The 14,158-nt window shown below is 62.0% G+C and carries 12 protein-coding genes; 6 read left to right on the forward strand and 6 right to left on the reverse strand.

All coding sequences use genetic code 11. The features are described 5' to 3' along the window. A partial coding sequence (locus tag DFS13_RS38870) for a HAMP domain-containing sensor histidine kinase (RefSeq protein ID WP_111442874.1) occupies window positions 1-1,087 on the reverse strand: 1,087 nt, incomplete at its 3' end. Next, window positions 1,077-1,766 carry a response regulator transcription factor gene (locus DFS13_RS38875; RefSeq protein WP_027813543.1) on the reverse strand — a complete coding sequence of 230 codons (690 nt, stop codon included), beginning with the start codon at window positions 1,764-1,766 and terminating at the stop codon, window positions 1,077-1,079. The genes DFS13_RS38870 and DFS13_RS38875, both read right to left, overlap by 11 nt. 253 nt (window positions 1,767-2,019) lie before the next feature. On the opposite strand from DFS13_RS38875, the gene DFS13_RS38880 reads away from it, so the two are divergent. From DFS13_RS38880 to DFS13_RS38900, 5 genes are read left to right on the forward strand one after another with little or no spacing between them, the layout of a single operon-like run. Further along, window positions 2,020-3,000 (forward strand): chromate resistance protein ChrB domain-containing protein, encoded by a 981-nt coding sequence (locus DFS13_RS38880; protein WP_027813542.1) that lies wholly within the window; start codon window positions 2,020-2,022, stop codon window positions 2,998-3,000. Then, a complete protein-coding gene (locus DFS13_RS38885; protein ID WP_027813541.1) occupies window positions 2,997-4,181 on the forward strand; it encodes a chromate transporter in 1,185 nt (394 codons plus the stop codon). The genes DFS13_RS38880 and DFS13_RS38885 overlap by 4 nt, the downstream gene beginning before the upstream one ends. Window positions 4,182-4,215: 34 nt before the next feature. Then, on the forward strand, window positions 4,216-4,950 hold the full coding sequence (locus DFS13_RS38890; RefSeq protein ID WP_223274430.1) for a superoxide dismutase: 735 nt from the start codon (window positions 4,216-4,218) through the stop codon (window positions 4,948-4,950). Window positions 4,951-4,999: 49 nt separating this feature from the next. Further along, a complete protein-coding gene (locus DFS13_RS38895; RefSeq protein ID WP_046196987.1) occupies window positions 5,000-6,241 on the forward strand; it encodes an MFS transporter in 1,242 nt (413 codons plus the stop codon). A 44-nt stretch (window positions 6,242-6,285) separates the two neighbouring features. Beyond that, window positions 6,286-7,281 (forward strand): YncE family protein, encoded by a 996-nt coding sequence (locus tag DFS13_RS38900; protein WP_223274429.1) that lies wholly within the window; start codon window positions 6,286-6,288, stop codon window positions 7,279-7,281. A 161-nt stretch (window positions 7,282-7,442) separates the two neighbouring features. Here the strand turns inward: DFS13_RS38900 and DFS13_RS38905 are convergent, their stop codons facing one another. The 4 genes from DFS13_RS38905 to DFS13_RS38920 are packed head-to-tail and all read right to left on the reverse strand — an operon-like array spanning window position 7,443 to window position 13,729. Next, window positions 7,443-9,128, reverse strand: a complete 1,686-nt coding sequence (locus DFS13_RS38905) for a TniQ family protein (protein WP_027813537.1) — start codon at window positions 9,126-9,128, stop codon at window positions 7,443-7,445. A 5-nt stretch (window positions 9,129-9,133) separates the two neighbouring features. Further along, the gene (locus DFS13_RS38910) at window positions 9,134-10,624 is read right to left on the reverse strand and encodes an ATP-binding protein (protein ID WP_046196986.1); all 1,491 of its coding nucleotides are present in this window, start codon (window positions 10,622-10,624) and stop codon (window positions 9,134-9,136) included. Continuing rightward, on the reverse strand, window positions 10,621-12,825 hold the full coding sequence (locus DFS13_RS38915) for a Mu transposase C-terminal domain-containing protein (RefSeq protein WP_027813535.1): 2,205 nt from the start codon (window positions 12,823-12,825) through the stop codon (window positions 10,621-10,623). Before DFS13_RS38915 ends, DFS13_RS38910 begins: the two co-directional genes overlap by 4 nt. A 1-nt stretch (window position 12,826) precedes the next feature. Then, on the reverse strand, window positions 12,827-13,729 hold the full coding sequence (locus DFS13_RS38920; RefSeq protein ID WP_223274428.1) for a TnsA endonuclease N-terminal domain-containing protein: 903 nt from the start codon (window positions 13,727-13,729) through the stop codon (window positions 12,827-12,829). 46 nt (window positions 13,730-13,775) lie between these two features. Here DFS13_RS38920 and DFS13_RS40670 point away from each other — a divergent pair. Next, window positions 13,776-14,158, forward strand: a 383-nt coding sequence (locus DFS13_RS40670) for a hypothetical protein (RefSeq protein ID WP_220087079.1), incomplete at its 3' end; no start/stop codon positions are given.

Raw genomic sequence — 14,158 nt, forward strand, 5'->3', positions numbered from 1 at the left:
GAACCAGTTTGCTATCCTGTTCGGCGAGCGATTCACGCAGGCACGCGGATAACCTGTTGTTCAACCGCCTCGCCCACAAAAATGCGGACATGTTCATGAGGTTGGACAGCACGATCGCGAGCGCCGACCGGTTTGCCAGCACACAAACACCGCGTTCCACAGCATTGACGACCGCCAGGTCCTTTCGGGCAAAACGGTCGGCGAAACGCGTCAGCGACGTTTCAATCAGGTTCGCGAGCGCCATCGGCTCGACCTCGCGTGCCGAATCCTCTCTCGCGAGCGTCAGCAGCGCGTTGCCGAGTTCGCGCATGTTGTCGGCCGCACGCTCGATCTGCTGCAGACGTGTGCGCGACTTGCCGCTGATCGCCGGATCCTGTTCAAGCAGTTCACAGCTCGTCTTGATTGCCGTAAGCGGCGTTCGCAGTTCGTGGCTCACATTCCCCGTGAACTCCTTCTCGCGAGCAATCATGTCGGCAATGCGCCGGTGGTAGTCGTTGAAAGCCTCCACGAGCCCGACGAGTTCCGTCTCATCGTACCTGCCGGGCTGGATCGGTACCGCCCCGCCGAGCCGCAGTTCCTTGACCTGCCGCGCGAGACCGGCAACCTGCCGCACCAACAGACCCGACAGGCCGAAGGACAGCCAGATCGTGAGCAATGCAAAGACACCTGTGCCTGCCATCAGGGCATTGATGACTTCCTTGAAATGCTTTTCGTAAATACTGAAGTTGTAAACGCGGTACAGCCGCGCCGCGCCGAGCGGCTCGATCGCGACGTGGATCTCCCGTCCGTCAATGATGATTTCGTGCGTGCCGGCAGGCAGACTCCCGATCGTCACCGGCAGCGTAATGGTCCGGCTGTCCGCGCCCGAAACATAGCCATTCATTCGGACATCGAAGGGCGGCAGCAGGGACGGGTTGGCTTCGTAACTCTTGAGCACATTCGTCATGTCGTCATGGATGAGTGCCGTGATCAGCCGCTCTTCCTGTGCCTCGGCCAGTGTCCTCACGCCGAGCGCCTGGGCGACCAGCAACGCGATGGTCAGCACCGAGAAGAAAAGCGCGACCTTGAAGCGCAGGCTATTTCGCATCTTGATCAGGTGCAACGAGCCGGTAGCCGACGCCATGGATGGTCTCGACAAGGTCGGCCTCGCCCTGCTCGCTGAGCGCCCTGCGCAGGGTGTAGATGTGCGTGCGCAGTGTGTCGCTGTCGGGCAGCTCCTCACCCCAGACTTCAGATTCAAGCTCGGCGCGAGTGAACATGCGCGCAGGCGACTGCAGCAGGATGCGCAGCAACTGAAGACATTTTGGGGGAAGCTTGACCGGATGCCCGGCCCGTTCGACGGTCATCGTCGACAGATCCAGTCTTACGTCGGCGAATAGAAGATCCATGGTGGCGACCTGCCCGCGATAGCGCTTGATCAGGGCCCCAAGACGTGCACCGACCTCCTTCAGCGAGAACGGCTTGACCAGATAGTCATCGGCACCGTGCACGAAGCCCTCCAGCTTGTCGTCCAGTGCGTCCCTGGCCGTGAGCATCAGCACCGGTGTGTCCCGCCGCGCCTCTTCGCGCAACCTGCGGCAGAGCGTGAGTCCGTCCATGCCGGGCAGCGCCAGATCGAGCAGGATGGCGTCCCACGAGTCGGCGATCGCCATCCGCAGTCCTGCCTTGCCATTGGAAGCAATGTCGACCTCATAGCCGTTACCTTCGAGATAGTCGTAGAGGTTCGCTGCGATCGCGGAATCGTCTTCGACAATAAGAACCTTCATGGACTTGCGTTCGTCACGTCTCGGCTGGAAGAGAGCTTGATGCTACCGCAGACTGCGTGTACTGGAGTCGGGAAAGCCGGATAGACGATGGGCACATCCCTATTGTGGCAGCGCTGGGGCATCCGTGGCCTGTGGTTCATCAGTGTAACGAGCGGACTGGCGCGGCCGGATGACATCGCATCTGGTCAGTCTTCTGCATCACGCCCACAAAGTTAACTTGTAGATATCGCTACATAAACGTAGCATTGTCTACATGAATACGTTGATGACCTGGTCCGTCCTTGTCCTGACGCTACCCACCGGGAATGCGACAGCCCGCATGCGCTTCTGGCGCGCCCTGAAGGGGAAAGGCTGCGCGGTGTTGCGCGACGGCATCTATCTGCTTCCTTACAGTCCTGAAGGGGAAAACATGCTGCGCGAGCTGGTCGCGGCGATCGGCGAGAGCGGTGGCGCAGCGCACCTTCTGCGCGCCCCCAGTCTCGATGCTTCGCAGGACGCGGAATTCCGCGGACTCTTCGACCTGGCCGATGAGTACGATGGCTTCATCCGGACACTGGCCGAAGCGCGCAAGACCGTGTCCGGGCAGTCCGCCACCGAACTGACGAAACTGCAGCGACGCCTGCGCAAGGACTACGAGACCATTGTCGCGATCGACTTCTTCCCTGGGGAAGCGACTACGCGCGCGGAGGTGGCGTGGCAGGATTTCGTGGCCCACGTCGATACGGTGCTCTCGCCTGGCGAGCCCCACTCGGCGGACCGCGCAATCCGCCTGCTGTCCGTCCTGGACTACCAGGGGCGCACGTGGGCAACCCGCCGACGGCTGTGGGTGGATCGCGTGGCAAGCGCCTGGCTGATCCGCCGGTTTATCGACGTGCAGGCCCGCTTCGTCTGGCTGCCCTCGCCGGACGATTGCCCGAAGGACGCGCTCGGCTTCGATTTCGACGGCGCGGTCTTCACGCATGTGGGAGAACGTGTGACGTTCGAAGTGCTGCTGGCGAGCTTCGGACTCGAAGGTGATCCGGCGCTCATGCGGCTTAGCTCAATGGTGCATGCGCTCGACGTGGGCGGCACGCCGGTGCCGGAGGCCATCGGCTTCGAAGCGATCATTGCGGGCACGCGCGAGCGTGCAGCTGACGACGACCAGTTGCTCAGTGACATGAGTCCCGTCCTCGACTCGATGTACACACACTTCGCCGCGGTCGAAAAAGCGCGCGACACGGGAAAACGTTCATGAGCACAACCACCGCACACGCGCCCGGATACAGCCTGGGCCAGATGGCGCTCTACATGCTCAAACTCGGCACGATCGGATTCGGTGGCCCGGTCGCGCTGGTCGGCTACATGCGCCGCGATCTGGTCGAACAGCGTGGCTGGATTACCGAGGGAGACTATCGCGAAGGGCTGGCCCTCGCGCAGATGATGCCGGGCCCGCTTGCGGCGCAACTCGGCATCTATCTCGGCTTCGTGCACTACCGGCTGCTGGGCGCGACCATCGCCGGTCTCGCCTTCGTGCTGCCGTCGTTCCTGATGGTGGTGGTGCTGGGCTGGGCCTACGCGCATTTCGGCGGACTGTCGTGGATGCAGGCCGTTTTCTACGGCGTCGGCGCGGCGGTCGTCGGCATCATTGCGATGAGCGCATACAAGCTCACGACGAAGACGCTCGGAAAGGACCGGCTGCTCTGGGCGGTCTTCCTGATCCTCGCGGCAGTGACCGTCGTGACCGAGTCTGAAATCGCCTGGCTTTTTATCGCCGGTGGCATCGTCAACTGGCTACGCCGCGCGCCGCCTCAATGGCTGGGCAAAGGCGGGATCAACGCGCTGGCCGCGACACAGGCACCGGCCCTTGCCGGGCCGCTGAGCGGTCTGGACCTTCCGCTGCTCGGTCAGATTGCGCTTTTCTTCACGAAGGCGGGCGCGTTCGTGTTCGGCTCAGGCCTCGCGATCGTGCCTTTCCTCTACGGCGGTGTCGTGACGGAACACCACTGGCTGAACGAGAAACAGTTTGTCGATGCGGTGGCCGTTGCGATGATCACGCCGGGGCCGGTCGTCATTACCGTGGGCTTCATTGGGTATCTCGTCGCCGGGCTGGCTGGCGCCTGCATCGCTGCCCTAGGGACGTTCATCCCGTGCTACCTGTTCACGGTGCTGCCTGCGCCGTACTTCAAGAAATATGGGCGGCTCCCCGCCGTCAAGGCGTTTGTCGACGGCATTACCGCCGCAGCCGTGGGGGCGATTACCGGCTCGGTCATTGTGATCGCAAAGCGCTCGGTCATCGACTGGCCGACCGCGCTCATCGCGCTCGCGACCGCGTTGCTGCTCTGGCGTGTGAAGAAGCTTCCGGAACCCGCAATCGTGGTTGCCGCGGCCCTGACGGGTCTCGCCCTCTATCCGCTTGTCCATCTGCACGCCCATTAATCGGGTGCGTTCACGAAAACTGTGAGGATTGCAAATGAAGACACGTCGCACGTTTCTGCATGATTCCGCCACAGTGGGGGCAGGCATGATGCTGGCCCAGGCGCAGCTGGTTCACGCGGCTAGTGCGTCGGGCTTTACCGACAGACTGGTCAACGCGGACGGCAACTACGCGGCGGCACCGCTGCCGTTTGCGTACGATGCGCTCGAACCGGTAATCGACGCCCACACGGTGGAACTCCACTACAACTTCCATCACAAGCCCGCCGCCGCTGCGGCGAACAAGGCGGAAGAAGGCTTGGCCCGGGCACGGGAAACCGGCGACTTTGCGCTGGTGAAATTCCACGAGAAAGAACTGGCGTTCCAGCTTTCCAGCCATATCCTGCATACGATCTACTGGACGAGCATTTCTGGCAAGGTTGGTGAGCCGGGAGGCGAGCTCGCCAGAACGATCGACCGCCATTTCGGCTCGTATGCGAAATTCAAGGCGCAACTCGTCGCTGCGACCATTGCCACCGAGGCCTCGGGCTGGGGTGTCGTCGGCTATCTGCCGGCGACCGGCAAGCTCATGATCCTGCAGTGCGAGAACCACCAGAAACTCACCGCGTGGGGCATCCAGCCGATTCTGGTGCTCGACGTGTTCGAGCATGCCTACTACCTGAAGTACCAGAACCGCCGCAACGAATACGTCAACCAGCTGTTCAGCATCCTCAACTGGGACAACGCAGCGTTGAGACTGCAGGCCGCAATGCAGTCGCACGCCCTGGCCTGACAAGGGGGGCGGTACAAGGCCGCATGCAGGCCCGAATGTGGAGACATTGATGCCCCCTGTCCGTGCACCCCTGTCGGACCTGCTGTGGCCGCCGGGCATCGATCGCAGCGCGCGGCTGTTGCTCGCGGCGCGAGGTTTGCGCGGAGTCTGTGATGGTTTCGTTGCGGTACTGCTGCCCGCGTATCTTCTCGCCCTCGGCTTCGAGCAACTCACGGTCGGCCTGATTGGCACGGCCACATTGCTGGGATCAGCTCTCGCCACGATCCTGGTCGGCGTGACCAGCGTCCGCTACCCGCACCGCCCGCTGCTGCTGTTCGCCGCGGCCTTGATGGGCGCGACAGGGCTTGCGTTCGGCTGCCTCTCAACCCTGTGGCCGTTGCTCGTGGTGGCCTTTATCGGCACCCTCAATCCCAGTTCAGGGGACGTCAGTCTTTTTCTGCCGCTGGAACACGCACGCCTCGCCGAAGCGTCGCACCCCGATTCCCGGACAGCGCTGTTCGCGCGTTACAGCCTCGTGGGCGGGCTGTCGGCGGCGCTCGGCTCGCTGCTCGCAGCTTTGCCGCAATGGTTCGCGGTGCGCTCCGGCATGTCCGGACTGTTCGCCATGCGCGCGATGTTCGTCGTCTACGCGCTGACGGGCAGCGTGGTCTTCCTGCTGTATCTGGGTTTGCCAAAGGAGACAGTGCACGCCGCGAAGGCGCACGTGCCACTGGGTCCATCGCGCGCGATTGTGACGCGTCTGGCGCTCCTGTTCAGCGTCGATGCGTTCGCCGGCGGCCTGCTTGTCAACTCGCTGCTGACGCTGTGGCTGATCCAGCGCTTCGGACTTTCGCTGGCTGCGGCCGGGCAGTTTTTCTTCTGGTCGGGGCTGCTCAGTGCCGGCTCGCTGCTTGCCGCGGCGCCGATCGCGCGCAGGATCGGGTTACTCAACACGATGGTGTTCACCCACATCCCGTCGAGCGTGTGCCTGATTGCCGCGGCATTGACGGCATCCCTGCCGCTGACCCTGACGTTGCTGCTCCTGCGCAGTGCACTTTCCCGGCTGGATGTGCCGACGCGTAGCGCCTACGTGATGGCCGTCGTGACGCCCGCTGAGCGGCCTGCTGCCGCGAGCTTCACGGCTGTGCCGCGCAGCCTTGCCGCGGCCGTGGCGCCGTCGATTGCCGCAGCGATGCTCGCAGCCGGATGGCTTGCTGCGCCGCTGATCGCGTGCGGGACGCTCAAGATTGCCTACGATCTCGCCGTGCTTGCCGCCTTCCGCCATATCCGGCCGGATGGAGGCGCGCCATGATTCGCGGCAGTTCATTGTGTGGGCAACTTGCGGCGAGGGTCGCCATGGTCGTCTGGTTCGCGGTGATCGCCGGGGGCGGCACAGGGTGCGTCGCGCACGGTTCGGATGACCCGGCCATCGATACCCTGCCACTGAAGCTGATCGGCGATGTGCCACTACCCGGCTGCGCGTCGCGGTTCGACTACGAGAGCTACGACCCGCAGCGGCACCTGCTGTTCATCGCTCATCTGGGCGACGGCGAAGTCGTCGTTTTCGACACGCTCGCTTCGCGCGTTGTCGCGCGCATTCCGGGTGTGTCCGCCGTACATGGTGTGCTGGCTGTTCCGGCGCTGTCCCGTGTCTACGCCTCGGCCACCGGCACGAACAAGATCGTCGCGATCGACGCGGACACGCTGAAGATTGTCGCGAGGACGCCCGGTGGCGTCTATCCCGATGGGATGGCCTGGGTGCCTGACGTTCAGAAGCTTTACGTATCGGACGAAACCGGCGAGACAGAGACCGTGATCGACGGCTCGACGAACCGGCGCGTCGCGACCGTGTCCCTCGGCGGTGAAGTGGGGAACACGCAGTACGATCCAGTATCGCGGCACGTTTTCGTCAATGTGCAGTCGCGACGCCAACTGGTGGAGATCGATCCCCGCACCGACACCGTGGTCGCCCGCACTGAGCTGCCTGGCGCGCGGGGCAATCACGGTCTGCTGATCGTGCCGGAATTCCGTCTGGCATTGATTGCCTGCGAGGACAACGATCGTCTGCTAGTGCTCGACATGCGCACAATGAAGGAGATCGCGGCGTTCGATGTCGGCGGCACGCCGGACGTGCTGGCGTACGATCCGGCGCTGCGCACGGTCTATGTCGCGGGCGAGGCGGGCGTGGTGTCCATGTTCCACGTGGACACTTCGCACGTGGTGAAAATCGGGGATGGCCGTGTGGGACCGGATGCCCACGTCGTCAGTGTCGACGCAGCATCACACGATGCCTGGTTTGCGCTCAAGGACGTCGATGGACATCCCGTGTTACGGATCATGGCGCCGCGATGAGGGACAGGCGCGGAGCGCAGTTTAGATTGCCGCATGAGGCGCATCGCGATCGAGTTTTGCCTGGCGCAGGAACCTTTCGTTGAGGATCTGGGTGGCGACGGTAGCCGCCCCCGCCAGCCAAGGATCACCAGACGCCGAGCTTGATTTTCTCTCGAATCGCCTTACGGCCGACGTTGATAGGCACGCCCTCCAATGGCTCGGCCTTGCCACGCGGGCGGCCCCTCCCATTTCGGCGTAATTCCCGCTTCAGACAGCTTCGCCAGCGCATCAAACTTCGCAGCAAGTGGCAACACAGGTTCCCATCCGCAATGTTCAATGATTGCCTGGGCCGCGTAATGGCCAACGCCAGACAAGATCACGGCTTCTCTCGCCGGCGCGGCGTCGCCCCGTGCGCTCATCAGTGCGTATGCCCACCACAGTCGCCGCGCCCTGAAGTGCCACGTGGATTCCCGGTTATCCGTGACCCGCGTTAGCGTGTCGGGATATCGCTCGCGTTGCCGGGGCGTGTCGGCAATGCGCACCGGAAGAACCGCGAGTAATCGCTCCTTTGTCACCTGTTGCGGCTTTCCCGGCCTAGCGAGCATCGCAACGGCGGCCTCGTCGACGAGTGCGGCGAAGCGCTCGTCGTCCGGAGATACGGTTTTCGCTGCGGACTGACCACCGCCCACTCTATCTGCTGCCGAAATCGAGAGGGTCTCCTGTATCCACTCCCGGTCATGCTCGTAGAGCCACGAGGTGACACGATATACCTTGCGCCACAGATCCTGGATGGTCGTTTGCGGGTTTCTTCTCAGCTCGTCCCGTATTCGACGCCGGTGCGCTATACGCGGCATCGACACCGCCGCCCCCTCAAGTGTCGGGCCTTCCTCAACTGTCCTGGTGCGTCTAATCGCAGTCTCTTCCTGGGACACACGCTGCAGGCTCAATGCAAGTTCGTCCCGCGTACCAAACAGATACATCGCGAGCAACAGGTGCCGCGTAATCGGCATATCGCATACCGTGCTGTTGCCCGGTGCAAAGCGTATCCAGAAGCTCATCCGCTTCGCGGCGAACGCCGGATCCACTGCAGAGAGGAACGTTTCGCCCAGTTCTTCAATCAGGTGTTCCTGGAACGCTTTCGCCTGTAGCCTTGCCCCCCATTTGAAGCCTAGCTCTCGAATGCGGTTCTGGTACGCCACGCGCAGGCGAAAGGGGTCCACCCGGCCCAGGGGACGGTTAAGCAGATCGCGAGCAAAGCGCGCGTATTGCAGCGGGATCGGTGAGCCTGCCATGCCATCATCTTCCGCCGCAGTCACCTGCCAGCCACAGCGGCAAGCTAGCCACGGTTGGCGTAGTAGTCGCTGGCGAAACTGGAAAGGCCGGTGGCACTGCGGGCAACTCGAAAGCAGGCGCGCGCCATGCCGCCAACACATGCTCACGCCCGGGACGTGGTGCGCCCGGTGCCAGTACCCCATCCCGAACGCATGAATGTCCTCTTCAACGCAGGCCGGGCAGAGATGCGCTTCGCCGTAGAGGCCGACAACACGACGTGGTAACCGGCTCATCATCGCTCCAACGTCAGCCGTCAGCGGCTGCAACACGCCGTCCAGAAACGGCTCGAAAAGCGGCCACAGGGTGTTGCCTGCCAGAAGCGTTTGCAGGGCTGCCTGCGAGCCGTCGTTCACACGATCCGCAAGCCGCATGAGGGATGGCGGTACGATTTGCTCGAGCGAAAACGGCGCACTGTCGAACAGGTCAAGAAAGGTGTCGCTCTCCACCCGGTTGCCCGACAGCACATGATGTCGGGCAACGCGCGACTGGATGGTCTCGTCAGGTAAAGACGGGACAAAGAACAGCAGATTCCGCATCGGCACTAGCAATCGGCATATGCCGTGGAGAATTCCAGCGCGTCTGCCTGCAGCCATCCGGCATCGCGCAGGGCGACAAACGGTGCATCGCATTCAACGAGGCGCCGGGCTTCGGAAGGAACCGGAACTCCCGATTGCTTTACACCGGTCGATGGAATTCCGCTCGTTACCGCGATGGGGGACAAGGATGCCTCAGCGTTTCCGGCGGGAGGACGCCGCATGTCCTGAAGCATCGCCAGGCGCGACGAAACGCGCGCATCCCCATCGATCGCTCCCATCATCGCGGCAATCTGGCTGTCGGGTGGAAGCAGATCCTCGAACTTCGACATGCGCTTCGTGTCACCGCTTCGCAACGCGTCGAGCGCCGGCTTAAGCAACTGCATCCTGGTGTCGGCAATCGTACGCAACAGCTTGAGCGTCAGCCGCTCTTCACCCGTGTGAATCGCGTGTCGCTGGGCGAGCACGAGCAGTTTGATCAGAAAGTCCGTCACCCCTTGAGTTAGATCGTACAGCACCTTCCGAAGCTCGTCCGTCAGGGGTTCGACATGACGAACCCACTGGTATTGCCACGCGGCATCGACTAGCAGTGCCCACGCCGGATCATCGCGCTTCGGTTGCCGGAAGTCGCTCAGCCCCAGACCTGTGGCGCGTCGCGCATTACGCATCACGTCGGAGAATAGTTCGATCATGGAATTGGTCCCCACAAACACGACCGGAATGCCGATGCTGTTGATGAGGTTGACGAAGAAATTAAGCATGTTCTCCTTGCCGCCCGTCTTTGCAACCCGCAGATGCTGCAATTCGTCGATGATCAACACGCCGACGAAATGGGTACTCGCGATCTGCTCGATCTGATGGACGAGTTGGACAATGCCCCGGATCGAACGATAGCGTCTGGCATACCGTTCCTCTCCGATGGCCCGGTCGAGAGCGCGAAAGAACGCGTGGCATAACCCGGTAAGCGAACCGTCGAATGGACATTCGATCTTCAGCCACGGGATCTGGACCTGAACCAGTTCCTGCCTCCGGTATTGCCGGTGGCGAATCGCCTGCGGGTAGAGTCGCAGGATGGACTCCAGTGCCGTCGATTTGCCGATCCCGCTCAAGCCCACGACACTCAGCGTGGAAGCCGTCGAACGGAAGCCGCTTTCTTTTGCCTGACCGAGGGCAAGCGAATACACGTGCCGCCACGTCGACTGCGACAGGGGATTGCGGCCGACATAGCCGCTGCGTATCAAAGCGGACAACGCCGACTCAAGTTCCAGATGAATCGGGAGTGGCTGAACCAGGTGCAGCAACCGGTCGATACAGTGCAGGCGGACTTCCTTCGACAGCCCGGTTTCGCCGCCGGGCTCATCGGGAAACAGCGCCATGCAAGCCGCGGCGTCCGCTTCCGAGCGGATCGGCGGCAATGCCTCAATGAGGGGATTGCCCTGATATTGCGCAATGGGCGAATCGGCATATTCGGCGGCAACGAGTATTCCGGCAGGCGTCATGACCTCGTCCCCTTGTCGCGTAGTCGTCCAAGCAGGCTTAACACTTCGCCGCCGCGCTCGCCAGCATAAGCCTCGGCCACACTCGACGAAGCCGGCGTGGTTACGGGCACATCCACCGCATGCTGATCGGGGCCCGGCAACGTCACCGGGCGTTGCCGCTCGGCTGCCTTTTCGAACGCCCGATGCCTTTTGATGTCCGCTGCCTGGTTGCTGACCGGCACTGGCGCGACCGGCTGCGCCGCTCGCTTGTCCATCTGGGCCTGTCCAACTACCGCACCAATATGCGCGTCCAGGCGGATCCTGTCGTTGAGCGCCGCATATGTGCTTTCGCCTGTCGGCGATCCAGTCATTTTGAGCATGTCCAGCACTTCCTCCAGCCGGCGTTGTGCGACCCGCTCCTCCGAAGCGAGCAGGTCACAGCGCACAAAGTTGCGCTTGCTGTCCTGGAGCCACACGTGCGTCGTATCATTCGGGTCGTACCAGACGGTTACGGTGCGGCGCCCGTCTCTGCGCGCCCTCGCAAACCAGTTTTGCTCAATCGCGTAGGCGCACGTGTAGTACATGCCCTTGAAGCAGATCCCACCGCGCTGGATCGAGGCGCTTTCGCGTGGCAGCAGATGCAGATACACGAGGTCATGAGGTTGCGTATTGGGAGTTGCCAGCCCATTTTCCATCCCCCAACGCCACAGATTGATGGGCGATGGTTCGAGTTCCTCGTGAATCATGTCCGTTGTGAGCCGGTCCGGTCGGCGGCTGTGGTGGTTGTAATGCAGCACGCTGCTGATCATGATGTTGGTGAACTCCGCCAGATCGAGGACGGCATCCAGGCGGTAATCGCGCTGGCCGCGCTCGGCAATCCGCTCCCTGACTGCGCCCGGGATCCAGTGGATCTGCGACGTCTTGTTCAGCAGGCGAAACCGGCTCTCCACGATCGCCTTCCAGTCGGGCCGGAACGGTGGCGCGATCGCTATATCAATGCCCAGCCCAGCCACAAGGCCCTCGGCCGCCTGCCCGAGCATTTCGCCCCGGTCGGCCATCAGTTCGTGCGGAAGATGGTGCGAGGGCCACGCGGACGACTCAATCTCGATGCCGTACGTGCGGCAAAACGCGACCTTGTCGGTGAACGCGTTAAACAGCGCGTGACGGGCGCCGTTCCAGCCCGGTCCTTCCAGGCCAACAAAGATACCGACGATCATGGTCGAAAACACGTCGACGACGACGTAAATCACAGGACGACCGATCACCCAGTTCCGGTTGTACCGGCTCACGAGATAAATGTCGGCGATCGTCGCATCGATTTCGAAGCGGTGACAGGGGCCATACACCCCGTCGCCAGCGCGTCCCGTCAGCCCGCGATGATCTTTCTGCCAGCGCCGCTCGCCCGCACGCGAGCGCTGGACGGTCAGATCGTCAAACGCCTTTTTCCCCCAGTAGCTGAACTGCCGCAGACTCGGCAACTGGTCTAGCGGCTTGAGCGTGAGATCGTCCGTCGATGTGCCGGGTACAACGTGTTCCTCGACGTAGAATCGTCTCAAGGTGCGATGGTAAGCGTCCGTCACGGACGCCACTTCGTTGTTCTTGAAGAGGGAGTACCCGATCCTGATAAAGCTCTTGTCGTCCTCGCCAAGAATCTTTCCGCAATGTGCGCCGCGCGTCGCGGAATGCCTCGGCGGACGCCCGGGGCGCTTGCCGGCAGCGAACACGCGAGCCTTACCAGGTGCTCCGACGTTCTCGTAGTTCGGCAACAATGCATTGCGAATTTGCCCGAACGTCCAGTATCGATAGAGAAGGCGGTACAGGGTCTTGCGTTGCGCCCCTGTCGCTTCGGCATGCAGCGCGACGAGCGCGCCCATCGCGCGTCCCTCGAAAATTTCACCCGGTACTGCCGTGTCGACCAGACGAGCAATGCGCTCCCAGTTGCGATCCCGTATTTCCCGTTCGCCCTTCGGGATATCCTCTTCAACCTGAAGCATATAGGCCGGCAACCGGAACTGACTGGGCCGGACGTCGCCGCGCCGGAACCACATGCGAACATCCTCACTCGCGACGACCCACGGCTTCCTTGGCGTCTCCGCTATCGTAATCAACGTGGTCTTTGCAGCCGCTTCGTCGATCCAGAGAATACGGGCGATCCCTTCAAACGGTAGCTGATCAGACAGTGCTTCGATAACCGTATTGGGCAATGCAATCGTATTGGCCATGTCACGCCGCCCGCTTTATGGGCGCCGCACCACTCGCCATGACCTGAATCTTAGGTGCTTGCGATGTCAACAACATCGGCGTCCTGAGATCAACCAGGAGTACCTTGTGCCAGATCAGATACTTGAAAAGCTTGACGGCATCCGGATAAGGCATGCGCAGCCGATAGCTGACCGTGCGCAGAAGCGACGACAGGGTCCGGTCATGGCTTCCGGCATCCCCAATGCCCTCAACGAACCGGGCGCGTAGCTCATCACTTTGCATGTCTCGCTCGATCTGCGCGCTGCCGCGAAGCCAGATGAGATTTCTGGCGAGCACGGGATCCACGCTCTGCTCGGTGACGATCTGCCAGTCAACCCCGCGCTGCAACCACCAGGCTCTCTCGAGCTCGAGCTTTTCCAGAGTGCGCAGGAGCCTGTTCCCTGACGACAGTTCGTCCGCGTATTTCACGGTACGAGCGTATTCACGCGCCAAACCGTCGTCTGTCCTGACGGTGACGACGAAATCGGTCGTCATCACGAACGGCACCGTTGTTTGAGCATAACGCGGATATCGAATGCCACGCTGCGTCGCGACATCCTGGATCGGCGAAACTGGGAGCAACGGGAACTGCTCCCGGATATCGATCACGCGCTCGGAGAATTCGAGTACCACAAGGTACGCGTATTCGAGATCGGAGAGCACGTGGTGGACGCGCCCAGTCTTGAGGCCCTTAACCTTTCGAGAACGGCCACGCGATGGCACGTCCTGTACGCGAAGCCACGGCTTGTAGTCCACACCGGAACCCTGTCCGTAGCCTTGCGCCACGTACCTGTCGATGTCGTTCTGCGTCTTGAAACGTCGCCCTCGCATATCCGCCCGGTCGAACAAAATCGTGCAGTATAGCGAGGCATTCGTTTGTGTCAAACTCTATTGTTTTGTGTCAAGAACTATTGTCTTGTGTCGAGCTCTATTGTCGGTTCACAACGCCCAGATCGAGAACTTTCTTCCGGGTTCCGGCCATGGCGTTTTCCTATGCTCGCAGGCGCATCGCTCGCGCCGCGTCTCGAATACGCGTGGCCGCCCGGCGCGGCGTATCGTTGATGCACGTCCAGTCGTGATGCCACCACGCAATCAGGTCCGCCGCGATGCTGATCGTTCGTGCTGCGACGACGTCGCGAATTTCGTCGGCTACCTCATCCCACCAGGCCGCGCCTTCGCCGTCGCCGGCCCGCGAGTCGATTGCTTGACGGTAGATCGCCTTAGGGAAACGCTGATCAATGGACCAACTTCCGAAGTTGCAGGCGAGATGGCTTCAAATTTTCTGGATGACGAAGCGAATCGGCGCTCAATTCA

This window comes from Burkholderia sp. 28_3, assembly GCF_003253915.1.
Taxonomy (GTDB): domain Bacteria; phylum Pseudomonadota; class Gammaproteobacteria; order Burkholderiales; family Burkholderiaceae; genus Burkholderia; species Burkholderia cenocepacia.